Source organism: Pseudomonas entomophila L48 (genome assembly GCF_000026105.1).
Classification (GTDB): Bacteria; Pseudomonadota; Gammaproteobacteria; order Pseudomonadales; family Pseudomonadaceae; genus Aquipseudomonas; species Aquipseudomonas entomophila.
Genome location: NC_008027.1, coordinates 2,361,125 through 2,384,867, shown reverse-complemented (window position 1 = coordinate 2,384,867; position 23,743 = coordinate 2,361,125). Strand labels below are relative to the sequence as shown.

The window sequence follows — 23,743 nt, the reverse complement described above, 5'->3', positions numbered from 1 at the left end:
GGCTCATTGGCAAAGCTCATGCTGGTGATTGGTTTTGGCTATAAGCGGGGATTATTAATAGAAGGGATTGGGCTGAGCAAAGGATTGCGTGGCACCGGTTCGCCGGCAAGCCGGCTCCTACACGGGCCAGGTAGGAGCCGGCTTGCCGGCGAACAGCAGGCTCAGCGGGTCACGGTACGCATCGTGACGAACTCTTCCGCAGCGGTCGGGTGCACGCCAATGGTTTCGTCGAACTGCAGCTTGGTGACACCGGCCTTCAGTGCGACCCCCAGTCCCTGGATGATCTCACCCGCATCGGGCCCGACCATGTGGCAACCCAACACCTTGTCGGTCTCGGCATCCACCACCAGTTTCATCAAGGTCTTTTCCTGGATGTCGGTGAGGGTCAGCTTCATCGCCCGGAAGCGGCTCTCGAAAACCTGCACCTTGTGCCCGGCCTTGAGCGCCTGCTCCTCGGTCAGGCCCACTGTGCCGATCGGTGGCTGGCTGAACACCGCGGTGGGAATGTTCTGGTAGTCCACCGGACGATACTGTTCGGGCTTGAACAACCTGCGCGCCACGGCCATGCCTTCGGCCAGGGCCACGGGGGTGAGCTGCACACGGCCGATCACATCACCAATGGCCAGCACCGAGGGCTCGGTGGTCTGGTACTGCTCATCGACGCGGATGAAACCGCGCTCGTCAAGCTCGACACCGGTGTTCTCAAGCCCCAGGTTGTCCAGCATCGGCCGGCGGCCGGTAGCATAGAACACACAGTCGGCGACCAGCTCGCGGCCATCCTTGAGCGTGGCTTTCAGGCTGCCGTCGTCGAGCTTGTCGATGCGCTGGATATCGGCGTTGAACTGCAGGTCCAGCCCGCGCTTCTCCAGCTCTTCCTTCAGGTGCGTGCGCACCGAACCGTCGAAGCCACGCAGGAACAGGTCACCGCGATACAGCAGCGTGGTGTCGGCGCCCAGGCCCTGGAAGATGCCGGCGAACTCCACAGCGATGTAACCACCGCCCACCACCAGCACGCGGCGTGGCAAATCCTTGAGGTAGAAGGCTTCGTTGGAGGTGATCGCCAGCTCCTTGCCCGGAATGTCCGGCACCTGCGGCCAGCCGCCGGTGGCGATGAGGATGTGCTCGGCGCTGTAGCGCTGGCCGTCCATTTCTACTTCGTGGGCACCGGTCATGCGCGCATGCCCCTGCAGCAGGGTGACACCGCTGTTGACCAGCAGGTTGCGGTAGATACCGTTGAGACGCTCGATCTCGCGGTTCTTGTTGCCGATCAAGGTGCCCCAGTCGAAGTGCCCCTCTTCCAGGGTCCAGCCAAAGCCTGCGGCCTGCTCCAGCTCGTCGGCCACATGGGCGCCGTATACCAGCAGTTTCTTCGGCACGCAGCCGACGTTGACGCAGGTGCCCCCCAGGTAGCGGCTCTCGGCCACCGCCACTTTCGCACCGAAGCCCGCGGCGAAACGCGCCGCGCGCACACCGCCGGAACCGGCGCCAATCACGAACAGATCAAAATCGTAGGCCATGTATTCAGTCTCCTTGGCGGTCGCCCAGCATAGCGCCGATGGCCGCCACAAACAAAAAAGCCACCCCGAAGGGTGGCTTGGTGACCTGGCGGGCGAACTCAGTACGCCTTGCCGGTCTTGTAGAAGTGCTCGAAGCAGAAGTTGGTCGCCTCGATGTAACCCTCGGCGCCACCGCAGTCGAAACGCTTGCCCTTGAACTTGTAGGCGATCACGTTGCCTTCTGCGGCCTGCTTCATCAGCGCATCGGTGATCTGGATTTCGCCGCCCTTGCCGGGTTCGGTCTGTTCGATCTTCTCGAAGATGTCCGGGGTCAGGATGTAGCGACCGATGATGGCCAGGTTGGACGGTGCGTCTTCCGGCTTCGGCTTCTCGACCATGGCGTCGACACGGAAGATGCCGTCCTTGATTTCTTCACCGGCGATAACGCCGTACTTGTTGGTTTCCTGCGGATCGACTTCCTGGATGGCGACGATCGAGCAGCGGTACTTCTTGTACAGCGCGACCATCTGCGCGAGCACGCCTTCACCTTCGAGGTTGACGCACAGGTCGTCGGCCAGCACCACGGCGAACGGCTCATCGCCGATCAGCGGGCGGCCGGTGAGAATGGCATGGCCCAGGCCTTTCATCTCGGTCTGACGGGTGTAGGAGAAGGAGCACTCGTCGAGCAGACGGCGGATGCCGACCAGGTATTTTTCCTTGTCGGTGCCTTTGATCTGGTTTTCCAGCTCGTAGCTGATATCGAAGTGGTCTTCCAGGGCACGCTTGCCACGGCCAGTGACGATGGAGATCTGATGCAGACCGGCGTCCAGTGCCTCTTCAACGCCATACTGGATCAGTGGCTTGTTGACCACCGGCAGCATTTCCTTGGGCATGGCTTTGGTAGCGGGCAGGAAACGAGTGCCGTAACCGGCTGCCGGGAACAAGCATTTTTTGATCATAAACGTCCTTAACAAGGGCTTTGCGTACGAAATTCGGCGCAGTCTAATCAGGCGGCGGTCACCTTACAATGCCCCACCCGCGCTTGGCCGATGCCATGATAGAGATATCCAAGTGTAGATAGTTCCGGGGGATCGTAAATATCGCCTCCGTCGAACGGTTGCACAGGCGGTTCCGACGTCACGTTTGAGGGAGCGGCCTTGTGGCGCGAAAGGGCCGCAAAGCGGCCCCTGCGATCGTTGCATCGACTAGACAGTTGCTCCCTCTGGAGGCCACTTGCCAGACAGCGCCGTCAGCCGCCGGTCCCCTGACCGATCAGCACCCCATCGACCTTCTGCCCGTACAGGTTGACCCCATCATTGGCATGGAACTTCAGCCGGGTCTTCTCGATCGAGCCTTCCACCAACCGCGGATCCTGCGGCCGTTCGTGGCGATTGATCCAGGCCGCCACGTCCCAGGCCTGCTGGTCGCTCAGGCTGCCGGGCTTGCCCAGGGGCATGTTGTACTTGATGTAGGAAGCAGAAGTGTTGATCCGGTGCATGCCGGCCCCCCAGTTGTAGGAGTCCTTGCCCCACAGCGGCGGCATCACGTACTCGCCGGCGACCTTCTGGCCCTCGCCATCGCTGCCATGGCAGATCGCGCATTGCGCCTGGAAGACCTGCTGGCCACGCTTGAAGTCATACCCGCCTTCAGGCCTGGGCACCTCGGGGTAACCCCGGCCGGCAATTTCCACCCCCGTCGGGGCCTGGGTCGAAAGCCAGTAGGCATATACGCTGAGCGCGGTCATCTGCGGGCTATCGGCGGCCGGTGGCTTGCCGTTCATGCTGAACTGGAAACAGCCCTGGATGCGTTCGGCGAAGGTGTTGACCTTGTCGTTCTTCTTGCGATAAGCCGGATACATCGGATAGGCGCCCCACAGCGGCGCAGAATGGGCCAGACGGCCCTGGTCGAGGTGGCAATTGCTGCAGTTCAGGCCATTGCCCACGGCCTCGGGCATCAGCCGCCGGGTATCGACGAACAGCGCGTGCCCCTGACGGACCATCTTGCCGAAGGCATTGTCCGGGATCGCGTCTTCGCTCGGCGGCACGAACTGCGGCGCGGCCTGGGCGCCAGGCACCTTGAGCTGGGATTGGTCTTCCATGGCGATCGGCGCCGCCTGGGTACCACCCATGGCCAACAACAGCAGGGCTGGAATCACGGCTTTCATGGCTTGGCCTCCTGGACGGCGGGATGGGCGAAGTACTCGGCGACCGCCTTGACCTCGGCGTCGGTCATCGCCTTGGCGACATTGACCATCAACTGATTAGGGTCGTTGCTGCGACTGCCGTCGCGCCAGGCATTGAGCTGCGCAACCAGGTAACCGGCCGGCTGCCCGGCCAAGGGTGGAAAGTGCTCGCCAACACCACTGCCGCCAGGCCCATGGCATTGCACGCAACCGGGGATCTGGCGGCTCCAGTCGCCATACAGTGCCAGGCGGGTGACCGGATCGGTGGCGATCTGCTGGCGGCGTTGATCGGGGGCCGCGTCAGCCGGGAGCGTGCTCAGGTAAGCGCTGACCGCTTCGATTTCCGCATCGTCCAGCGCCTTGGCCAACGGCTCCATTACCGCCTGCTTGCGGCTGGCGTTGCGAAAGTCGTGCAGTTGCTTGGCGAGATAGCCGGCAGGCAAGCCGGCCAGGCGGGGAAAACCAGCGGCGGCAATACCCTTGCCGTCGGCGCCATGGCAACCCAGGCAGGCCATGGCAGCGGGGTTCTGTCCGCCCTGGTTGAAGATTTTCTGGCCATCGGCAGCATGCGCCGAGGGCCAGGCCAGGACCAGCAGACTGCTGATCACGACACGGCTCAAGGGTTTCATCACGGAGGCTCCATTTCCTTGTTATAAGCTTAGGCTTATTCGATATAAGCCCAGAAATACTAGGCCTATTCCCCGGTGTGCGACAACGCGTCACCGGGCAGGAAACGTACATTCCGCTGGTTAATCGCTCATTTGCTGAGCTGGATCAAGAACCCGAGATGCACTCGGTCGTTGCCGTGCGCACATCGCCCAGGCGCAGCGGGAAGTTGTTCAAGCGCTCATAAACCTTGATGGTGCTACCACTGCCACGCTTGTCGATATCCACCAATGCGGCAGGGCCGACACCCGCAGACACCTTCTGCGGCACGATCAGGCGCAGCGAATCGCCAGTCTCCTCTTCCTGCAGCGGATCCCGCGTATCGGCAAGATTGTGCTTGACGCAATCGGCATACTCGCGCGGCGTCTTGCCGGAGATCACATCCAGGGTCGCGTGCGACTGTTCCAGTTCCGCCACGCTGACACAACCACCCAACGCCAGCGCCGCTGCCACTACCATCCACTTCATCCACGCCATCTCCAACATCGAAAGTCATCCTGTGACCACATCCGGGCGGTTTTGCTCCCTGCTCTGGCAGAAATCTCCCTGGCCCGGCCAGCCAGGGCGCAAGTGTACCCTCACATCGTGATATCGTTCGCCTTTGCTGAACCAATCCTTGCGGAGCACCCCATGAAATTCGTACACCAGCGCGAGCACCTGAACGAGGACGACATCGTCGTCATCGAGTGCTCCCAGCGCTGCAATATCCGCCTGATGAACGACGCCAACTTCCGCAGTTTCAAGAACGGCGGCCGGCACACGTACCACGGCGGCCACTTCGAACGCTTCCCGGCCAAGATCACCGTACCCAGCACCGGTTTCTGGAACATCACCATCGACACCGTGACCACGCGGCCGATCTCGGTAACACGCAAGCCGACGCTCACCCACAAGATCAAGATCATTCGCCGCTCGTCGTCGAAACTCGGATAAGACCGCATGACCCAGACCATCAAGTATGTGATCAAGTACAAACTCGACGGCGAGCGCCGTTGGGACTTCGCCCAGATGCCGGATGCTTCCCTCGAGCAAGCCCGGGAAGCCCTGCGCAAGATCCACGGCGACGACGCCGACAAGATCAGCGACATCCAGGTGAGCAAGGCGCTGTAACCACGTCCGATCCAGCCGCACGAAAGGAGTCGCCCATGAGCACCTGGCAAGACCGCCGCATCCTCGACCTGCTGGGCATCGAGGTGCCCATCCTCCAGGCGCCCATGGCCGGCGCCAGCGGCGCGGCCATGGCCATCGCCGTGGGCAATGCCGGCGGTCTGGGCGCCCTGCCGTGCGCCATGCTCACTCTTGAACAGGTGCGCGGCGAGATCGAGGCGTTCCGGGCCGCCTGCCAAGGCCCGCTCAACCTGAACTTCTTCTGCCACCAGCCACCTGCGCCCGACCCTGAACGCGACGCGCGCTGGAAACAGGCACTCAAGCCCTACTACCAAGAGCTTGGGGCAGACTTCGAGGCGCCGACACCCGTGTCCAACCGGGCGCCCTTCGACGAACGAAGCTGCCAGTTGATCGAGGCGATGCGCCCGGAAGTGGTCAGCTTTCACTTTGGCTTGCCTTCGGCCGACCTGCTGCAACGGGTCAAGGCTTCGGGCGCCAAGGTATTGTCCAGCGCCACCACGGTCGAGGAAGCCCTCTGGCTGGAGCAGCGGGGCTGCGACGCGATCATCGCCATGGGCTATGAAGCCGGCGGCCATCGCGGCATGTTCCTCAGCGAAGACATCACCAGCCAGATCGGCACCTTCGCCCTGGTACCGCAGATCGTCGATGCCGTGCGGGTGCCCGTGATCGCCGCTGGCGGGATCAGCGACCACCGCGGACTGGTCGCCGCCCTGGCACTGGGCGCCTCGGCGGCGCAGATCGGCACCGCCTACTTGTTCTGCCCGGAAGCGAAAGTCTCCGCGGCCCACCGTCACGCGCTGGACACGGCTCCGGCCAGCGATACAGCGCTGACCAACCTGTTCACTGGCCGCCCCGCGCGGGGCATCAACAACCGCCTCATGCGCGAACTGGGGCCGATGAATACCCTCGCCCCACGCTTCCCGCTGGCAGGCGGCGCGCTGATGCCATTGCGGGCAATCACCGATGCGCAGGGCAATGCCGATTTCAGCAACCTGTGGTCGGGCCAGGCCTTGCGGCTTGGGCGGCACATGCCGGCAGGCGAACGGACCCGGGACATCGCGGACAACGCACTGAAAAAACTGACTTTCTGATCAGGTTTTTCCGAGCCACCCTCTTCCCGACGGGTGGCTTATCGCTATATATTCCACGACATAACGATAACCCGTCGTCCATTATGGAGCCGTCTGCATGCGTATTCGCCTGTCCCACCTGGCCATCAGTGCCCTGGCCACCCTGGTTTCCGTCAACAACGCCCTGGCCGATGAAGTGCAGGTCGCCGTGGCGGCCAACTTCACCGCACCTATCCAGGCCATCGCCAAGGACTTCGAGAAAGACACCGGCCACAAGTTGGTCGCCGCCTATGGCGCCACCGGCCAGTTCTACGCGCAGATCAAGAACGGCGCGCCGTTCGAGGTGTTCCTCGCCGCCGACGACAGCACCCCCGCCAAACTCGAGCAGGAAAAGGAAATCGTCGACGGTTCGCGCTTTACCTACGCCGTCGGCACCCTGGCACTGTGGTCGGCCAAACCGGGCTATGTCGATGCCAAAGGCGAAGTACTGAAGAAGAACGAATTCAAGCACCTGTCGATTGCCAACCCCAAGGCTGCCCCCTATGGCCTGGCCGCCACCCAGGTGCTGGACAAGCTCAAGCTGACCGAAGCCACCAAAGCCAAGATCGTCGAGGGCCAGAACATCACCCAAGCCTTCCAGTTCGTCTCCACTGGCAACGCCGAACTGGGCTTCGTCGCCCTGTCGCAGGTCTACAAGGACGGCAAGATCGAGAACGGTTCGGCCTGGATCGTCCCGTCCGAACTGCATGATCCGATCCGCCAGGACGCGGTCATCCTCAACAAAGGCAAGGACAACCCGGCCGCCAAGGCACTGGTCGACTACCTCAAGGGCCCGAAAGCCGCCGCGGTGATCAAATCGTACGGCTATGAAATCTGATGCCGCTCGACGCCAGTGACCTGGGGGCGATCTGGCTGACCATCAAGCTGGCCAGCCTGACCACAGCCATCCTCCTGGTGGTGGGCACGCCCATCGCCTGGTGGCTGGCCCGCACCCGCTCCTGGCTGCGCGGGCCGATCGGCGCGGTGGTGGCCCTGCCCCTGGTGCTGCCACCGACGGTGATCGGTTTCTACCTGCTGCTGGCCCTCGGCCCCCACGGCTGGATTGGCCAGACGACCCAGGCCCTGGGCCTGGGTAGCGTGGTGTTCAGCTTCACCGGGCTGGTGATCGGCTCGGTGGTGTACTCCATGCCCTTCGTGGTGCAACCGCTGCAGAACGCCTTCGGCGCCATCGGCCAGCGCCCACTGGAGGTGGCAGCGACGCTGCGCGCCAGCCCCTGGGACACCTTCGTCCACGTGGTGCTGCCGCTGGCCCGTCCCGGCTTCATCACCGCCAGCATCCTCGGCTTCGCCCACACCGTGGGCGAATTCGGCGTGGTGCTGATGATCGGTGGCAACATCCCCGACAAGACCCGCGTGGTTTCGGTGCAGATCTTCGATCATGTCGAAGCCATGGAATACGCCCAGGCCCACTGGCTGGCCGGGGCGATGCTGGTGTTCTCCTTCCTGGTGCTGCTGATGCTCTATGCTGGCCGCCGTGGCAAGGCGGGCTGGAGCTGAAATGACCAAAGCGATACAGGCGCGCCTGAAACTGGCCCGCGACGATTTCACCCTGGATGTCGACCTGTGCCTGCCTGGCCGTGGCATCAGCGCCCTGTTCGGCCACTCGGGCTCGGGCAAGACCTCCTGCCTGCGCTGCCTGGCCGGGCTCGAACGTGCCGCCAGCGCCTACATCGAGGTCAACGGCGAGGTCTGGGAAGACAGCGCACGCGGTCTATTCCTCGCCCCCCACAAACGCCCGGTGGGCTATGTATTCCAGGAAGCCAGCCTGTTTCCGCACTTGTCAGTACGCGCCAACCTGGAATTCGGTTGGCGCCGCATCGCCCCCGCCGAGCGCAAGATCAACCAGGCGCAAGCCTGCCAACTGCTCGGTATCGGCCACCTGCTCGAACGCAAGCCGGCAACGCTGTCCGGTGGCGAGGCCCAGCGTGTCGGCATTGCCCGGGCGCTGCTCAGCAGCCCGCGGCTGCTGCTGATGGACGAACCCCTGGCGGCCCTGGACAACGCGCGCAAACGCGAAATCCTGCCCTACCTCGAACGCCTGCACGATGAACTGGACATCCCGCTGATCTACGTCAGCCATGCCCAGGACGAAGTGGCACGCCTGGCCGACCATCTGGTGCTGCTGGAACAGGGCAAGGCCGTGGCCAGTGGCCCCATCGGCCAGACCCTGGCCCGCCTCGACCTGTCGCTGGCCCAGGGCGAGGACGCCGGCGTCGTGCTTGAAGGGGTGGTGGTCGGCCATGACCCACATTACGGATTGTTCGACCTGCGCCTGCCCGGCAGCGACGGGCAACTGCTGCGCATCGCCCATCCCGACCTGCATGTCGGCAGCACCCTGCGGCTCAAGGTGCAGGCGCGCGACGTGAGCCTGGCGCTGAACGCCGACGCTGCCTCAAGCATCCTCAACCGCTTGCCGGTCCGGGTACGCGAATGCCGCCCCGCCGACAACCCGGCCCATGTTCTGGTCAGCCTGGATGCCGCCGGCAACCCGCTGCTGGCACGCATTACCCGCTACTCGGCCGAGCAGTTGGGCGTGCAGGCAGGCCAAACGCTGTGGGCGCAGATCAAGTCGGTGGCACTGCTGGGTTGAGCAATGCCAATGCTGCGGGTGTCCACTGCAGCATGACCCTTGCCAGGATCGCCAGAATGCCTGACTGCCCGTTGCCTGCTTCACTGCATTACGTCGATGACACTCAGCCCGGCCTGACGCGGCGTCTTTGGCGCGAGCGCTTTCATTACTTCGACAGGCAAGGCCAGCGGATTCGCGATACTGAAACGCTCGCTCGCATCGCCGCGCTGGTGATTCCGCCCGCCTATACCGACGTGTGGATCTGCGCCGATCCGCAGGGGCATCTGCAGGCCACCGGGCGTGACGCCCGCGGGCGCAAGCAGTACCGCTACCACGCCCTGTGGCGCGAACTGCGCGACCAGCACAAGTACGACCGCATGCTGGCCTTCGCCGAAGCCCTGCCGAACCTGCGAAAACAGTTGGATCGACACCTGGCATGTCCCGGCCTGGGCCGGGAGAAGGTCATGGCACTGGTGATCAGCCTGCTCGACAACACGCTGATACGCATCGGTAACCGACAGTACCTTCGCGACAATCGCTCCTATGGACTGACTACCCTCGCGACGCGTCACGTCAGGGTCCGTGGCAGCATCATGCGCTTCCAGTTCCGGGGCAAGCGCGGCGTCGAGCATGACGTCACATTGCGCGACAGGCGCCTGGCCGGGCTGCTCAAGCGCTGCATCGAACTACCCGGCCAGGCATTGTTCCAGTACCTCGACGAGCAAGGACAACGTCACTGCGTGGGCTCGACCGAAATCAACCAGTTCATCCAGCAACTCACCGGGGCCGACTTCACGGCCAAGGACTATCGCACCTGGGCAGGCAGCACCCTGGCCCTCGACTTGTTGAAACCGCTGGCGTGGGAACCCATCAGCGAGGCCCGCCGCCAGGTGGCCGCGATAGTCCGCCAGGTGGCGGCCCGCTTGGGAAACACCCCGGCGGTCTGCCGGCGCTGCTACATCCACCCTGCCGTGCTGGAACAGTTCCAGCTCGGGCACCTGGCCAAGCTGCCTCGTGTCCGCCAGCGCAAGGGCCTGGAACGGGAGGAAGTGGCACTGTTGCGCTTCCTGCAGGACCTGCAGGCCTAGACGATCATTGACTCTGCCTATTTAGCCCATCGAGCACAGAAATTTCCCATATGACGCCAAGCACCCTATCCTTGCCACCGAGCACCTCCGTCGATGATGGTTTCGCCATTTTCATCGGCACCTGCACCTGAAGACTGGCAACAGAATTTGTCTGCCAGGGAATTACTATCCGCCGAAAGCGTCTTTAATGAGAAGGAAGAGGGACGAGCTCCCACCCGTTGGGCACAGGCCCCGCGGTTTTCTACACCACCAAGGAGAACTACATGCTGATACTCACCCGCAAGGTTGGCGAAAGTATCGTCATCAACGATGACATCAAAGTCACCATTCTGGGCGTCAAGGGGATGCAAGTGAGGATCGGCATCGATGCGCCAAAGGATGTCCAGGTGCACCGTGAAGAGATTTTCAAGCGTATCCAGGCCGGTAGCCCAGCCCCGGAGAAAGGTGACGAGCACCACTGACAACTACCCAGTATCAAGCCGCACGGACGCGTCTGATCGACTGCCCGCCCACGCGGGGGGAGCCCACCTCGCGCCTCAGGTGCCCAGCAGTTCGCGCACCTTGGCGATCATCCTGTCCATGTCGAATGGCTTGTCGAATACCGCCGCGAATAGTTCCGGGCAATCGCGCCCCTGGCTGGCCTGCGCGCCGCTCATGAGAATCACTGGCAGGTCCGGGAGTTGCGGGTCCTCGCGAATCGCCCGCGCCAGCTCCAAACCATTCTGCACCGGCATCATATAGTCGGTGATCACCAGGTCCACGCGCTTCTCTTTCAGTGCATCCAGGGCCTTGTGCCCGTTACTGGCCTTTTCCACCAGAAAGCCTTCATCCTCCAGGGCAAAGCCCAGGATGTCGGCTATCAGGTACTCGTCATCGACGATCAGGATGGTATTCATCGCACTATCCCATCAGCGATCTCCCTGAGGGACCGCCGTACCGCTGAGCACACCGCTGGCACCGTCGAACACACGCCCCAGGCTGATGCCATGGGGCCCAAGGTGCAACGCCTGCAGGGCTGGGTCGTGGTCGCTGTCGCGCACCTTGACGATCGATAGCACGCGGTGCAGGCGGGCTTCAAGCTCAGCGAACCGCAACAGCATCAGGTTATCGACGATGCTCGACAGATCCGGCGCCGGGGCGGTGATCTCCGAACCGAAGATATCGCGCATCTCCCAGGTCAGCAGTACGGTGATACCACGTGACCGCAGTTCGCTGGTCAAGGCACGGAAAAAAGCATTCAGGCGTGCCGGGTCCAGCGCCAGGCGCCCAAAGGCGCCAAGGCTGTCGATCACCACGCGCCGCGCGCCCATCTCTCGGGCTTGGCGCAGCAAACGTTCGCCGACCTGGTCGAGCAGCCCTTCGGTCGTCGGTTGCCAGCTCAACCGCACCGCTTCGTCGCGCTCCAGTCCAGCCAACTCATAGCCCAGCGCCGCCGCCTTCAGGCGCAGACGCACCGGCGTTTCGTAAAACCCGAAATGCAGCCCAGGCGATTCCTTGCTGGATGCGGCGAGGAAGGCGACTCCCAAGGCTGTCTTGCCGACACCGGATGGCCCCATCAGCAGGCTCACGGAGCCTTGGGCAAGGCCGCCGCCAAGCATCATGTCCAGGTCAGGGACGCCTGTGGTCACCTGGTTCACGGTATGCCCACCTTCCCCGCCGGGATGGCTGAAGAGCGACTCCAGCCTCGGGTAGATCTGCAGGCCATCCTCGTCGATCAGGCACTCATGACGTCCGGACAATGCCCCGCTGCCACGGGTCTTGCGCAGTTGGACATGGCGTACGGCAGTACTGCCGACCAAGTGCTCTCCAAGCTCGATCACGCCGTCGACCATGGTGTGTTCGGGGCTGCCCTCCTCCAGGCGCGCACTGGTCAGCAGCAACACGGTGCAGCCGGCGAATGCCGCATGCCCCTGCAATTCGGAAACGAATTTCTTGGTGTCCAGGCTGGTCTCCGCTCGCGAACGGGCATTGAGCAGGCCATCGACGATCAGGAGACTGGCCTGCTGCCGGGCGATTTCCTGACGCAACAAACGCACCACCGCGTCCAGGCCGTCCTGTTCCAACGTATCGAAGGCACTGACGAACTGAATGGCGTCGCCCACCTGGGAAGGATCGAAGAAGGCCAGCGTCGACAGGTACTGGAACAACCGCTCATGGGACTCGCTGAGCAAGGTGGCCACCAGCACCCGCCCACCGTCGCGCACATGATTGCAGGCGAGCTGGTTGGCGAGGATGGTCTTGCCCGAGCCCGGATGGCCCTGGACGATGTACGAGGCGCCGGCCACCAACCCACCCTTGAGCAAGGCGTCGAGCCCTGGAATACCGGTGGGCAGGCGCTTGAGTTGTTCTACCATGGCTGTCTACCTACCTCCCGGGTTCAAGGTCATCGGCCGCCTGGGTGGCCGGTAAGTACAGGCTCATGCAGGTCCCCTCGCCCAGTCGACTGTCCACGCTGATCGCGCCATTGCTCTGCTTCGCGAAACCGTAGACCTGGCTGAGCCCGAGCCCCGTGCCCTTGCCAAAGGCCTTGGTGGTGAAGAAGGGTTCGAAGATCCGCGGTAACACGCCCGGCTCGATTCCCTGGCCATCATCGTGGATGGCGAAGCGTACGAAGCGCCCCTGCAGCGCCTCGACCTCACCGGCCAACTGTACACATTCCACCACCAGGCGAATCGTTCCTGCCCCCTGGATAGCGTCACGCGCGTTGAACATCAAGTTGAGCAGGACCATCTGCAACTGACCTGCATCGACCTCGATCAATGGCAAACCGGGTTCGACCTGCTCGTGCCATTCAATGTCCCGTGGCAAGGCGTGCTCCAACAGACCACGCGTTGCCTGCACCACGTCGGCTGGCGCGATAAACGTCACACTCAGCTGACGATGACGGGCGAAACTCAGCAACTGCTGGGTCAGTTGCGTGCCCCGCTGCCCGGCATCGAGGATATGGTCGAGCAGGCGCTGGGTACGGGCCGGGTCCTGGCTGTTCACCGCCAGACGCGCCGAGCTGAGAATGATGGTCAGCAGATTGTTGAAGTCGTGTGCCAATCCCCCGGTCAATTGGCCAAGCGCCTCGAGCTTCTGCGCCTGGAACAGTTGCGCGCGCATGGCATCGAGCTGCAGGGCCGACTCGCGACGGTCGGTGATATCCCGAGTCACCTTGGCCAGGCCGATGACTTGCCCCTGCTCGTCACGGATGACATCCAGCGCGGCAAGTGCCCAGAACTGCGTGCCGTCCTTGCGCACTCGCCAGCCTTCGTCCTGCGCCACCCCCTGTTCCAGCGCCTGGTGCAACAAACGCTCAGGTCGCCCATCGGCGCAATCCTGGTGAGTAAAGAACAGGGAAAAATGCTTGCCGATCACTTCGTCCGCACGGTAGCCCTTGATCCGCTGGGCCCCTGCATTCCAGGACACCACATGCCCCGACGGGTCGAGCATGTAGATGGCATAGTCGACCACCGCCTGAACCAACTGTTCATAGCGCGCTTCGGGCATGCTGGATTGGCCGGGGTGGTCCGCTGAAACCATACGAGCTCCACAAGACCGCGAAAGGACATATTGAGCGTAGTCAAAAGTCCCGCGGGCACCGGGCCGCATGCGACGATCGTCAACCCTCGCGCTCGAACAGCGACGGTACCAGACGCCTTGGCATCGCCACTTTCAGCAGCCACAAGCCGACCAGGAGAATCAACGCTCCACCGCACAAAGCCATGAACCGCTGTGGATCAGGGTGCTGTTCGTCGATCGCCAGCATCACCAGGTAACCGCCCAGGCACATAAGGCCGACATACAGAAAAGCCCCCAGCAGGCAGACCTGAATGAACAGCAGACGCCAGAACAGGCGTGGGCGCACAATGCGCCCACGCACAGTACTGGGGTCGGAGGAAGACGAAGGCATGGCGGCACGCTCTATTGGATCCAATGAACAAAAGGTGGCGTAATGGAAGCATCCTGTCAATTGACCTATAGTTGCGCCCGCCTCGAACCCACAAGGAAGCGACATGAATTCGAACCTTCGCATGCAAGGCCTGCAGGATGAACTGATGCGCACGGCCACGGAACTTGACGAGCTGTGCGAGGCACTGGATGGCCACGCCCTGTTCCTGCGCCACTCGGTCCACCAGGCCGATGCACAGGCCATGAACGGGCATGTGGAAGGCCTGCGTGGCACGGCGTGCGAGATGCGCGAAATCGCCAGCGCCATCGAAGCCTGAACCTGCCGCTGGTTGACGCTTCTATAACAATGGGTTATAAAGCGCCCTTGGTTGTCAGGCCCTTCTGCCTATGAAGCGCGACAGTCAAACGTGCGAGTGTGGTGGAATTGGTATACACAGCAGACTTAAAATCTGTCGGCGTGAGCCTTGCGGGTTCGAGTCCCGCCACTCGCACCATCCTCATTCGAAAAGGCGCCCTTGCGGCGCCTTTTTTCATGCCCGTCAAAAACAGGCCCGGCTGCTAGAGTGGAACATGTCCCTGTTCATTGGAGCGCCGCCATGCGCTATACCCTGCTCGACGGTCAACGTGACTTCATCCTGCTGGTCGCCCGCACTCTATTGATGATCCTGTTCGTGCTTTCCGGGTGGAGCAAACTCACCGGGTTCGAAGGCACGGTCGCCTACATGACGTCACTGGGCGCACCCGCCCCCATGCTGGTTGCCTCGATCGCGGTGATCATGGAGTTCCTGGTCGCCATCCTGCTGATCCTCGGGTTCTACACCCGGCCGCTGGCCTTGTTGTTCGCCCTGTTCGTGCTCGGCACCGCCCTGCTCGGCCACCCGTTCTGGAACATGGTCGACCCTGAGCGCAGCGCCAACCTGACCCAGTTCCTGAAGAACCTGAGCATCATTGGCGGGCTGCTTGTGCTTGCCGTCAGCGGCCCTGGCCGATTCTCACTCGATCGACGCTGAGCCATGCCGCTACACGGCGACTGCGGCGTCAATCGTCGTAGTCGTCATGCCAGGCTGGATGGTCTTCCTCGTCATCGAAGTCATCCAGCACTTCCTCGTCCTCCTCCACTTCGTCCAACGCACCATAGGCGTCGGCCTCAGGGTCGAAGTCATCATGGAATTCGGGGTCGAGCAGGTGATCGTGCTCGGGTTCGGGCAAATCGTCTTCGTCGTGCATCACAGCCTCCGGTAACAACAGCCCGCCTGTATAAGCCGAGCGCCTCGCCTGGTCAATCATCGACGCGGTTAACCCTGCCTTAACCGGCAAGGCGCAGGTTAAGGGCTCTCCCTTCAGAAACGTTCTTGCCCGCCCTCCATGGCGGGCTTTTTTCTTGCGAGCTTGCGCCGCTGCGGCGCTCTACACACATGATCGATGAAAAATTCAGTAACGGTTACTGGAGCCCTTGCCAACCGGTTTTCACGAAACGCTGACATTCGTGAAGGCAGACTAACCTGGCTTCGATACGTTCTGTTCAACCCGCCCCTCGGCGGGTTTTCTTTTTTTGGGGCAGTGCTTGCAGGCCAGCAACTGACCACCGCACCGGCAACTATGCTCAAGGTGCGGAGGTAAGCTCCATGTGCGGAAGACTTTCACAGTACCGCGGCCTGCATGAGTTCGCCGACACCTTGAACATGGAAGGCGCCTGGCGCACGACAGTCGGTAACCTGCCGCTGCTGCGCTACAACATTGCCCCTTCGACAGCGGTGGCCGTGCTTCGGCTGGACCACGCTGGCCCTCGGGCCGACCTGGTCCGATGGGGATGGCGCCCCCATTGGGCAACCGACCGAGCACCGCCGATCAACGCCAGGGCCGAAAAAGTCGCGCACGGCCCATTCTTTCGGGCGATCTGGCCCCACCGTGCGATCACTCCCGTAGACGGGTGGTTCGAATGGGTTGATGAAGGCGCCCCCAGAAAACAGCCCTACTTCATCAAGCGTCGGGACGGGCGCCCTGCCCTGTGCGCTTCGATCGGCCAGTTCGCCGGCACTGATAACGACGGTTTCGTGATTATCACCGCCGACGCCCAGGGTGGCATGGTCGATGTGCACGACCGACGCCCCGTGGTGCTGGCTCCGGCACTGGCCCGCGATTGGCTAACGCCTGCAACGCCCAGCGAGCAGGCCGAGCAATTGGTGCTTGAGCTCGCAGAGCCTGCCGAAGCGTTCGAATGGTATCGGGTGGCAGCGGCCGTCGGGAATGCAAGGAACCAGGGAAGCGAACTGATCAAGCCGATCTAGCCTGCGTGCGTGCCCTCTTCGCTATTGGATCCTTGTCAGTCGCAGGCTGCCGTCCGAAGGCAGGAGAATACGATATGCCTCATGCGCTCCAGGCTTGAGTTCAGAGTTCTGGGATGTGGCGATGTTCGGGCACATGCCTGCACCTGTTTCCAGACGGAAGAAGTAGGAGCCAGGCACCAGGTGGAGACGAATGCCTTCGCCGGATCGGATGGCGAAGGCCTTGCGGTTGTTCACATACACAACATGGCTGCACCCAGACCCATAAAACCCTTCGTCACGCAGGAAGGTGACCGTGGACTCGTCATTCGACACTGTTCTGGTGATTGCCTGGTCGTAGATTCGCTCTGCTGGAATCTGCTTCGCAAGCTCCTCGGAAACCGGCGTCGTGGAACAACCTGCGATCAGTGCCAATGAGGCCAGGCCGATCAATGTGCGCATACCACTCTCCTTGTTGGTGGCCGCAAGCTCCGTAATCACTATCGCCAAACTCTCAAAACAGAGAAGTTTTGGGACTGGCCGTACGTTGTTTAGGAACTTCGGTAGTTCTATACCGCAAAAGAAAAACCCCGCAGACCTGTGATCTGCGGGGTTTCGAATGATGGAGGCCGAGGTCGGAATCGAACCGGCGTAGACGGATTTGCAATCCGGAGCATAACCACTTTGCTACTCGGCCTCAAAGTCGGAGTCAGCTTTCGCTATCCCCTTGAAACCGCTGGGCTTTTTCAAGTCAGCTGCGTTTCGATGGACGCCATTATGTCGGCATTCGATTCACCTTGCAACCCCCTTTTTGAAAAAAATCTTCAAGGGGTTCAAGGTGTTAGCGCAAACGCCCGAGTTTGCTCCACAAACCGACCAGGGTGTTCTCCACCGCGCCACTGGCCGCTACCCCGATGCGTTCCTGCAGCGTCTTGCGCTCGGCAAAGCGCAGGTGGAACAGGTTGGCCTCGCGGGCACGCTGGCTCAGGTACTCGTCGCTGGTGCCCAACTCGTCAACCAACTGGCGATTCAACGCGGCGATACCCAGCCACACTTCACCCGTAGCCACTTCGTCGATATGCAACTGCGGGCGGTAGCGGGCGACGAAGTCCTTGAACAGCTGGTGGGTGATGTCCAGGTCTTCCTGGAATTTCTCCCGGCCCTTGTCGGTGTTTTCACCGAATACGGTCAGGGTGCGCTTGTACTCACCCGCCGTGAGCACCTCGAAATCGATGTCATGTTTTTTCAGCAGGCGATTGACGTTGGGCATCTGCGCCACCACCCCGATCGAGCCCAGTACCGCAAAGGGCGCGCTGACGATCTTCTCGCCGATGCAGGCCATCATGTAACCGCCGCTGGCCGCCACCTTGTCGATGCAGATGGTCAACGGAACACCGGCCTCGCGGATGCGCGCCAGCTGCGAGGCTGCCAAGCCATAACTGTGCACCAGGCCTCCACCACTCTCGAGGCGCAACACCACTTCATCCTGTGGGGTAGCCAGGGTGAGCAACGCGGTAATCTCGTTGCGCAGGCTCTCGGTGGCCGATGCCTTGATGTCGCCATCGAAATCGAGAACAAACACCCGGCGCTTGTCATCGGGCTTTTTCTTCTGCTGTTTTTCCGCCTTGGCCTGCTGCTTGCGCAGGGCCTTGAGTTGGGCCTTGTCGAGCAGGCCCGACTCCAGGCGCTCGCGCAGCTCCTTGTAGAACTCGTTGAGGCGGGTGACCTGCAACTGCCCGCCCGGTTTGCGCCTGCCCTTGCCGCGCAGCCCGGCGATGGCCGACAGCACGACCAGGATGGCGATCACCAGCGTGGCGGTTTTGGCGAGAAAGCTTGCGTATTCGGCAAGAAACTCCACATTGACTCCTTGATAGACCAGCGCCACGAGGGGCGCGAAATGCTTGCAAGCATACCGGTGCGCATGGGCGGCTGCCAGCCGGGGAAAACGCTGGCAACACAGTTCAAACGACCTTTTCAAACGCTTGTATGTTTTTTCGTTGACAGCCTGCCTGGGGCATCCTAACCTCGCAGCAACCTCCAACCGGGCCGGACTACCTCGTGGGCAACCTCTACCTGATCCGACATGGCCAAGCCTCCTTCGGTGCCGACGACTACGACGTCCTCTCGCCCGTGGGTGAGCGCCAGAGCCAAGCCCTGGGTGAGCACCTCTCACAACTGGGGCTGCGCCTGGATCGATGCGTCGCCGGCACCTTGCGTCGCCAGCAGGACACTGCCCGGCTGGCGCTACAGGCGCTGCAGCAAAGCGGCAGCCCGGTACCCGTCATAGAAACCGATGCGGCTTTCAACGAGTTCGACGCCGATGGCGTCATCCGTGCCCTGCTGCCAGGCCTGCTGCCCGACGAACCCGAAGCACTGCACGTCCTGCGCAATGGCGCACAGCACCGCAGCGAGTTCCAGCGCCTGTTCGCCCTGATGGTGCAGCGCTGGCATGACGGCGAGCACAGCCACGACGACAATCTTGAAACCTGGCAGGCATTCATCGACCGGGTCGGCGACGGCCTTCGGCGCCTGCTCGCCAGCGCCGCCAGTGGCGACAACATTGCCCTGTTCACTTCGGGCGGCACCATTGCCGCCCTGCTCCACCTGGTTACCGGAGTCACGCCGGCGCAGGCCTTCAACCTGAACTGGCAGATCATCAACACGTCGCTCAGCCACCTGAAATTCCGGGGCCGCGACGTGGCACTGGCTTCCTTCAACAGCCAAGCCCACGTGCAGCTGTTGCGGGCACCGGAGCTCATCACCTATCGATGAGCCCGGTCTGTTGTGTCCCTGCGGACGCGAATATCACTTAACAAGGAATACACCATGAGCGATGTAGCTAAAGCCGTCGAGGCGATGAAGGCAAAATTCAACCCTGCAGCGGCCGCCGGCCTGAACCTGGTGTTCGGCTTCAACATCACCGACGAAGACAAGCACTACGCGCTGCTCGTCAAGGATGGCACCTGCGAGATCCAGGAAGGTGAAAACGCCGACGCCAACTGCACCCTGGTGCTGGACAGCGAGACGCTGAAGGGCATCGTCAGCGGTGACACCGACGGCATGCAGGCCTTCATGGGCGGCAAGCTGCGCGTCGAAGGCGACATGATGCTGTCGATGAAGCTCAGCGAGCTGTTCCCGGCCTGATTGCCAGGGCGTATCGTAGAAAGAAAAGACCGAAGCCAACGTGCTTCGGTTTTTTTTTTGCACAAGAAATGATCGGGCCATCAAGGCCATTGATCGCCCGGCAACACCCTGGCCTATAACAGCCTGGCACGCTTGTACCAACTGCATCGGGAAATTAGATTAGCCAATAGTCCTTGCTACTGATCATAAGGAAATCGCATGACGCTCACCGACCAGTCCACCCAGGTCCGCCCCGGCGAAGAACTCGATGCCGCCGTCATCGATCCGTACCTCAAGGATCACATTCCAGGCCTGGAAGGCACACCGACGATCAGCCAGTTCCCAGGCGGCGCCTCCAACCTCACCTACCTGGTGGCCTACCCAGGCAAGGAGTTCGTCCTGCGTCGCCCGCCGTTCGGCCATAAGGCCAAGTCGGCCCACGACATGGGCCGTGAGTTTCGCATCCTCAACCAGCTCAACGAAGGTTTCCCCTACTGCCCGAAAGCCTATGCACACTGCACCGACGAAGCGCTGATCGGTGGCGAGTTCTATGTGATGGAGCGGGTCAAGGGCATCATCCTGCGCTCGGACATTCCCGCTGAACTCGACCTCGATGCCACCCGCACCGAAGCCCTGTGCAGGAGCTTCATCGATCGCCTGGTCGAACTGCACCAGGTGGACTATACCGCCTGCGGCCTGGCCGACCTGGGCAAGCCGGAAGGCTATGTGCAACGCCAGATCGAGGGCTGGGCCAGCCGCTACGAAAAGGCGCTGACCCCTGATGCGCCACGCTGGGAGAAGGTGATCGCCTGGCTGCGTGAGAAAATGCCCGCCGACCACCCTCGCCCCGGCATCGTGCACAACGACTACCGCTTCGACAATGTCATCCTCGACAGCGACAACCCCATGCGCATCATCGGTGTGCTGGACTGGGAAATGGCCACCATTGGCGACCCGCTGATGGACCTGGGCAACAGCCTTGCTTACTGGATCGAAGCAAGCGACCCGGCCCCTGTGCAACTGATGCGCCGTCAGCCCAGTAACGCACCCGGCATGCTCACCCGCCAGCAGTTCGTCGATTACTACGCCGAGCGCGCCGGCATCCGCATCGACAACTTCGACTTCTATTACTGCTATGGCCTGTTCCGCCTGGCCGGCATCGTCCAGCAGATCTACTACCGCTTCTTCCACGGCCAGACCCAGGACAAGCGCTTCGCCCAGTTCATCCACATGAACCGGTTGCTGGAGCACATGAGCCTGCAGCTGATCGACAAATCCAGCCTGTAACACCGGCAGACAACAAGGAATCCCGGCATGTCCAAGACTCACCTGTTCGACCTAGACGGCAAGATCGCCTTCGTCTCCGGCGCCAGCCGTGGCATCGGCGAGGCCATCGCCCACCTGCTGGCCCAGCAGGGTGCCCATGTGATCGTCTCGAGCCGCAAGCTCGACGGCTGCCAGCAGGTTGCCGAGGCGATCATCGCCGCAGGCGGCAAGGCCACGGCGGTGGCCTGCCACATCGGCGAGATGGAGCAGATCCAGCAGGTGTTCGCCGGCATTCGCGAGCAGTTCGGGCGCCTGGACATCCTGGTCAACAACGCGGCCACCAACCCGCAATTCTGCAATGTACTGGACACTGACCTGGGTGCGTTCCAGAAGACGGTCGACGTGAATATCCGTGGCTACTTCTTCATGTCGGTCGAAGCGGGCAAGCTGATGCGCGAGCACGGTGGTGGCAGCATCATCAACGTGGCGTCGATCAATGGTGTCTCGCCAGGATTGTTCCAGGGCATCTACTCGGTGACCAAGGCCGCGGTGATCAACATGACCAAGGTCTTCGCCAAGGAATGCGCGCAGTTCGGCATCCGCTGCAACGCCCTGTTGCCGGGCCTGACCGACACCAAGTTCGCCTCGGCGCTGGTCAAGAACGACAGCATCCGCAATGCCGCCCTGCAACAGATCCCGCTCAAGCGCGTGGCCGACCCGAGCGAGATGGCTGGCGCGGTGCTGTACCTGGCCAGCGACGCCTCCAGCTATACCACCGGTACCGCGCTCAATGTCGACGGTGGTTTCCTGTCTTGACGTTCAGGCCTTGAGCGCCTGCAGCGTGTAACTCAGCGGCAGGCGCCAAGGGGCTTCGCGCAGGCGCCATTCGCCGTCGGCTCCAAGCTCCATCTGCCCGGGCAAGGCCTCCCAAGGAATACTCTGGTGTTCCTCCAGGCCGGCTATCCGCAGGCCATTGGCCAACAGTGCGGTGATAACCTCGCCCAGCCCGTGATTCCACTCATGGGTTTCGGTTTGGGTCAGGGCCTGGTCGGTGTCGACATAGGTCTGGTCGTTGTGCCAGATCGTCGGCGCCTCCCGCTCGAAGTACGGGTAATCCAGCTGCAGGCGGTCCGGATGGTCTTCGTTGACGGCCATCAGCATCGGATGCCCATCACGCAGGAACAGCCGCCCGCCTGGTTTCAACAATGCCGCGACAGTGCGTGCCCAGCGCTCGATGCTGGGCAGCCAGCACAGGGCGCCGATACCGGTGTAGACCAGGTCGAAACTGCCCGCCTCCAACACTTCGGCAGCCTGGTAGACATCCGCCTGCACGTAGTCGATGCGTGCGCCGGCGCGCTCGGCCAGTTGCCGCGCCTGGTGCAATGAAGCCGCTGAAAAATCCAGACCACTGACCTGGGCACCCAGGCGTGCCAGCGACAAGGTATCAGTACCGATGTGGCATTGCAGATGCACCGCGTGCAGGCCTCGGATGTCGCCAAGCCGCGGCAGGTCGAAACGCACCACCTCGGAGAGGTGCCCTGGGTTGCTGACGAAGCACTCGACTTCGTAGTCTTTCGACGCAGCGTGCAAAGGCGCCCGCTCGTCCCAACTGGCGCGATTGAGTTCAAGTGAACGGCTCATGCAGTCCCTCCTTGGATTGATAACGATGCGCTACGTTAATCGTGCCTACCCCGCCAGGCAACTCTCTCCGTCAACCTCAAGTTTACAGCTCGGGTATACTGCCGCCTTCGGCACGCCCCCAAGGATCCAGCACCCATGACGGAAAACAGCTTCGCCTTTCGCCTCAAGGAACTGCTCGAGCACCACAAGCTGACCCTGCAGGCGGTCGGGACCGCGCTGGGCATTTCGCGCACAGCAGTGCACAAATGGACCCGCGGCGGCGAGATCGACTACGAGAACCTGCGCAAGCTGGCGGACTTCCTCAAGGTCAACTGGATCTGGCTGCGCTATGGCGAAGAAGCACTGCAGAGCGTGCAACAGGCCGAAGTGGTCGAATTGCCCATGACCGATGTGCGGCGTCGCTACACCGCCGAGATCATGGAAAGCGAAACACGCATGAAGCTGGCCCAGGAAGGCGCACGCATCGTCACCTGGGAGTGGAACCTGATCAGCGACGAAGTGACTTACTCGCCCAACGTCGAGGCCGTCTATGGCTGGCCGCTACGGCGCAACGAAGATTTCTGGGAGCATATCCACGCCGATGACGCCCGCCATATGCAGGGCATGTACGCCCAGGCCGTGGCCGATGGCACCGGCTGCGAATGCGATTTTCGCATCACCCGCCCCGATGGCGGCCAGCGCTGGATCGCTTCGCGTGCCACGGTCTTGCGAGATAGCGTCGGGCGCCCGGTGAAGATGGTCGGTATCAGCATGGACAACACCGAACGCAAGGTCGCCGAAGAGGACCTGCGCCAGAGCGAGGAGCGTTTTCGCACGATCTTCGAGCTGGCCTGGGGCGCACTCGCCTACATCGACCTGGATGGCGGCTGGCAGCGCGTCAATGGCAGCTTCTGCGAGTTGCTGGGGTACAGCGAACAGGAGTTGTATGGCATGACCTTCCAGCAACTGACCCACCCGCAAGACCTGCCGGACAACCTGCAACTGCTGGGGCGCATGCTCGCAGGAGAGATCGACCGCTATGAATTGGAGAAGCGCGTGCAGCACAAGGATGGCCACTATCTCTGGGTGCGTGCGCGGACCTCATTGCAGCGCCAGGCCGATGGTCAGCCGGAACACCTGATCAGCGTGTTCGAGGACATCAGCGCCGAACGTGAGGAACATGAACGGCTGCAGGCGCACATTGCCGGGCTCGAGGCTCGGCTAGGTTGAGGACCCTGCGGCCCATAGCCTTGGCCTGGCCCCTGTAGGAGCGGCTTCAGCCGCGATCACCCGCGACGCGGGTGCCTGACATCGCGG

The 23,743-nt window shown here is 62.2% G+C and carries 29 protein-coding genes and 2 tRNA genes; 17 read left to right on the top strand and 14 right to left on the bottom strand.

All coding sequences use genetic code 11. From position 1 onward, the window contains the following. Positions 1 to 161: 161 nt before the first annotated feature. The 5 genes from gorA to PSEEN_RS10645 form a co-directional block, all read right to left on the bottom strand. Positions 162 to 1,517 (bottom strand): glutathione-disulfide reductase, encoded by a 1,356-nt coding sequence (gene gorA / locus PSEEN_RS10665; protein ID WP_011533508.1) that lies wholly within the window; start codon positions 1,515 to 1,517, stop codon positions 162 to 164. Positions 1,518 to 1,615: 98 nt separating this feature from the next. Next, positions 1,616 to 2,455, bottom strand: a complete 840-nt coding sequence (gene galU / locus PSEEN_RS10660) for a UTP--glucose-1-phosphate uridylyltransferase GalU (protein WP_011533507.1) — start codon at positions 2,453 to 2,455, stop codon at positions 1,616 to 1,618. Between the two features lie 290 nt (positions 2,456 to 2,745). Further along, positions 2,746 to 3,660 (bottom strand): c-type cytochrome, encoded by a 915-nt coding sequence (locus PSEEN_RS10655; protein WP_011533506.1) that lies wholly within the window; start codon positions 3,658 to 3,660, stop codon positions 2,746 to 2,748. Then, entirely contained in the window at positions 3,657 to 4,307 is a 651-nt protein-coding gene (locus tag PSEEN_RS10650; protein ID WP_011533505.1) for a c-type cytochrome, read from the bottom strand. The genes PSEEN_RS10655 and PSEEN_RS10650 overlap by 4 nt, the downstream gene beginning before the upstream one ends. Before the next feature lie 145 nt (positions 4,308 to 4,452). Beyond that, positions 4,453 to 4,812, bottom strand: a complete 360-nt coding sequence (locus PSEEN_RS10645; RefSeq protein WP_044488730.1) for a hypothetical protein — start codon at positions 4,810 to 4,812, stop codon at positions 4,453 to 4,455. Between the two features lie 162 nt (positions 4,813 to 4,974). Here PSEEN_RS10645 and PSEEN_RS10640 point away from each other — a divergent pair, with 162 nt between their 5' ends. The 8 genes from PSEEN_RS10640 (at position 4,975) to csrA (ending at position 10,720) form a co-directional block, all read left to right on the top strand. Continuing rightward, positions 4,975 to 5,277 (top strand): DUF1883 domain-containing protein, encoded by a 303-nt coding sequence (locus PSEEN_RS10640; RefSeq protein ID WP_008090281.1) that lies wholly within the window; start codon positions 4,975 to 4,977, stop codon positions 5,275 to 5,277. Between the two features lie 6 nt (positions 5,278 to 5,283). Next, positions 5,284 to 5,454 carry a hypothetical protein gene (locus PSEEN_RS26860; protein WP_011533503.1) on the top strand — a complete coding sequence of 57 codons (171 nt, stop codon included), beginning with the start codon at positions 5,284 to 5,286 and terminating at the stop codon, positions 5,452 to 5,454. 35 nt (positions 5,455 to 5,489) lie between these two features. Then, on the top strand, positions 5,490 to 6,563 hold the full coding sequence (locus tag PSEEN_RS10635) for an NAD(P)H-dependent flavin oxidoreductase (RefSeq protein WP_011533502.1): 1,074 nt from the start codon (positions 5,490 to 5,492) through the stop codon (positions 6,561 to 6,563). A 97-nt stretch (positions 6,564 to 6,660) separates the two neighbouring features. Further along, positions 6,661 to 7,419 (top strand): molybdate ABC transporter substrate-binding protein, encoded by a 759-nt coding sequence (modA, locus tag PSEEN_RS10630; RefSeq protein ID WP_011533501.1) that lies wholly within the window; start codon positions 6,661 to 6,663, stop codon positions 7,417 to 7,419. Continuing rightward, positions 7,419 to 8,099, top strand: a complete 681-nt coding sequence (modB, locus tag PSEEN_RS10625) for a molybdate ABC transporter permease subunit (protein ID WP_011533500.1) — start codon at positions 7,419 to 7,421, stop codon at positions 8,097 to 8,099. The genes modA and modB overlap by 1 nt, the downstream gene beginning before the upstream one ends. 1 nt (position 8,100) lies before the next feature. Further along, positions 8,101 to 9,192 carry a molybdenum ABC transporter ATP-binding protein gene (modC, locus tag PSEEN_RS10620; protein ID WP_011533499.1) on the top strand — a complete coding sequence of 364 codons (1,092 nt, stop codon included), beginning with the start codon at positions 8,101 to 8,103 and terminating at the stop codon, positions 9,190 to 9,192. A gap of 56 nt (positions 9,193 to 9,248) precedes the next feature. Then, positions 9,249 to 10,259, top strand: coding sequence for a DNA topoisomerase IB (locus PSEEN_RS10615; RefSeq protein ID WP_011533498.1), 1,011 nt, complete (start codon positions 9,249 to 9,251; stop codon positions 10,257 to 10,259). Positions 10,260 to 10,522: 263 nt separating this feature from the next. Next, complete coding sequence (gene csrA, locus PSEEN_RS10610) at positions 10,523 to 10,720, top strand: carbon storage regulator CsrA (protein ID WP_011533497.1); 198 nt, start codon at positions 10,523 to 10,525, stop codon at positions 10,718 to 10,720. Positions 10,721 to 10,795: 75 nt separating this feature from the next. Here the strand turns inward: csrA and PSEEN_RS10605 are convergent, their stop codons facing one another. From PSEEN_RS10605 to PSEEN_RS10590, 4 genes are all read right to left on the bottom strand, one after another. Beyond that, positions 10,796 to 11,155: a response regulator gene (locus PSEEN_RS10605; protein ID WP_011533496.1), complete on the bottom strand. Its 360-nt coding sequence runs from the start codon at positions 11,153 to 11,155 to the stop codon at positions 10,796 to 10,798. A 12-nt stretch (positions 11,156 to 11,167) separates the two neighbouring features. Then, positions 11,168 to 12,613 carry an ATPase domain-containing protein gene (locus tag PSEEN_RS10600; protein WP_011533495.1) on the bottom strand — a complete coding sequence of 482 codons (1,446 nt, stop codon included), beginning with the start codon at positions 12,611 to 12,613 and terminating at the stop codon, positions 11,168 to 11,170. Positions 12,614 to 12,623: 10 nt separating this feature from the next. Further along, on the bottom strand, positions 12,624 to 13,784 hold the full coding sequence (locus tag PSEEN_RS10595) for a two-component system sensor histidine kinase NtrB (protein WP_044487992.1): 1,161 nt from the start codon (positions 13,782 to 13,784) through the stop codon (positions 12,624 to 12,626). A gap of 79 nt (positions 13,785 to 13,863) precedes the next feature. Further along, complete coding sequence (locus tag PSEEN_RS10590; RefSeq protein ID WP_011533493.1) at positions 13,864 to 14,154, bottom strand: hypothetical protein; 291 nt, start codon at positions 14,152 to 14,154, stop codon at positions 13,864 to 13,866. A gap of 103 nt (positions 14,155 to 14,257) precedes the next feature. Here PSEEN_RS10590 and PSEEN_RS10585 point away from each other — a divergent pair, with 103 nt between their 5' ends. From PSEEN_RS10585 to PSEEN_RS10575, 3 genes are all read left to right on the top strand, one after another. After that, a complete protein-coding gene (locus PSEEN_RS10585) occupies positions 14,258 to 14,470 on the top strand; it encodes a hypothetical protein (protein ID WP_011533492.1) in 213 nt (70 codons plus the stop codon). 92 nt (positions 14,471 to 14,562) lie between these two features. After that, positions 14,563 to 14,647, top strand: a tRNA-Leu gene (locus PSEEN_RS10580). Positions 14,648 to 14,749: 102 nt separating this feature from the next. Beyond that, positions 14,750 to 15,163 carry a DoxX family protein gene (locus PSEEN_RS10575; protein ID WP_011533491.1) on the top strand — a complete coding sequence of 138 codons (414 nt, stop codon included), beginning with the start codon at positions 14,750 to 14,752 and terminating at the stop codon, positions 15,161 to 15,163. Positions 15,164 to 15,191: 28 nt separating this feature from the next. Here the strand turns inward: PSEEN_RS10575 and PSEEN_RS10570 are convergent, their stop codons facing one another. After that, the gene (locus tag PSEEN_RS10570) at positions 15,192 to 15,380 is read right to left on the bottom strand and encodes a hypothetical protein (protein WP_011533490.1); all 189 of its coding nucleotides are present in this window, start codon (positions 15,378 to 15,380) and stop codon (positions 15,192 to 15,194) included. A gap of 398 nt (positions 15,381 to 15,778) precedes the next feature. Here PSEEN_RS10570 and PSEEN_RS10565 point away from each other — a divergent pair, with 398 nt between their 5' ends. Then, positions 15,779 to 16,441, top strand: coding sequence for an SOS response-associated peptidase (locus PSEEN_RS10565; RefSeq protein WP_011533489.1), 663 nt, complete (start codon positions 15,779 to 15,781; stop codon positions 16,439 to 16,441). 21 nt (positions 16,442 to 16,462) lie between these two features. Here the strand turns inward: PSEEN_RS10565 and PSEEN_RS10560 are convergent, their stop codons facing one another. From PSEEN_RS10560 to sohB, 3 genes are all read right to left on the bottom strand, one after another. Beyond that, positions 16,463 to 16,879: a hypothetical protein gene (locus tag PSEEN_RS10560; protein ID WP_011533488.1), complete on the bottom strand. Its 417-nt coding sequence runs from the start codon at positions 16,877 to 16,879 to the stop codon at positions 16,463 to 16,465. Between the two features lie 161 nt (positions 16,880 to 17,040). Next, a tRNA-Cys gene (locus tag PSEEN_RS10555) sits at positions 17,041 to 17,114 on the bottom strand. Between the two features lie 144 nt (positions 17,115 to 17,258). Further along, positions 17,259 to 18,275, bottom strand: coding sequence for a protease SohB (gene sohB / locus PSEEN_RS10550; protein WP_011533487.1), 1,017 nt, complete (start codon positions 18,273 to 18,275; stop codon positions 17,259 to 17,261). A gap of 200 nt (positions 18,276 to 18,475) precedes the next feature. Between sohB and PSEEN_RS10545 the strand changes: the two genes are divergently transcribed. From PSEEN_RS10545 to PSEEN_RS10530, 4 genes are all read left to right on the top strand, one after another. Further along, complete coding sequence (locus tag PSEEN_RS10545) at positions 18,476 to 19,189, top strand: histidine phosphatase family protein (protein WP_011533486.1); 714 nt, start codon at positions 18,476 to 18,478, stop codon at positions 19,187 to 19,189. Between the two features lie 54 nt (positions 19,190 to 19,243). Further along, on the top strand, positions 19,244 to 19,561 hold the full coding sequence (locus tag PSEEN_RS10540) for an SCP2 sterol-binding domain-containing protein (RefSeq protein ID WP_011533485.1): 318 nt from the start codon (positions 19,244 to 19,246) through the stop codon (positions 19,559 to 19,561). A 198-nt stretch (positions 19,562 to 19,759) separates the two neighbouring features. Further along, entirely contained in the window at positions 19,760 to 20,827 is a 1,068-nt protein-coding gene (locus PSEEN_RS10535; RefSeq protein WP_011533484.1) for a phosphotransferase family protein, read from the top strand. 27 nt (positions 20,828 to 20,854) lie between these two features. After that, entirely contained in the window at positions 20,855 to 21,622 is a 768-nt protein-coding gene (locus tag PSEEN_RS10530; RefSeq protein ID WP_011533483.1) for an SDR family oxidoreductase, read from the top strand. Positions 21,623 to 21,625: 3 nt separating this feature from the next. On the opposite strand, the gene PSEEN_RS10525 is transcribed toward PSEEN_RS10530, so the two are convergent. Further along, positions 21,626 to 22,447, bottom strand: coding sequence for a class I SAM-dependent methyltransferase (locus tag PSEEN_RS10525; RefSeq protein ID WP_011533482.1), 822 nt, complete (start codon positions 22,445 to 22,447; stop codon positions 21,626 to 21,628). 135 nt (positions 22,448 to 22,582) lie between these two features. On the opposite strand from PSEEN_RS10525, the gene PSEEN_RS10520 reads away from it, so the two are divergent. Beyond that, complete coding sequence (locus tag PSEEN_RS10520; RefSeq protein WP_011533481.1) at positions 22,583 to 23,656, top strand: helix-turn-helix domain-containing protein; 1,074 nt, start codon at positions 22,583 to 22,585, stop codon at positions 23,654 to 23,656. Positions 23,657 to 23,743 lie beyond the last annotated feature (87 nt).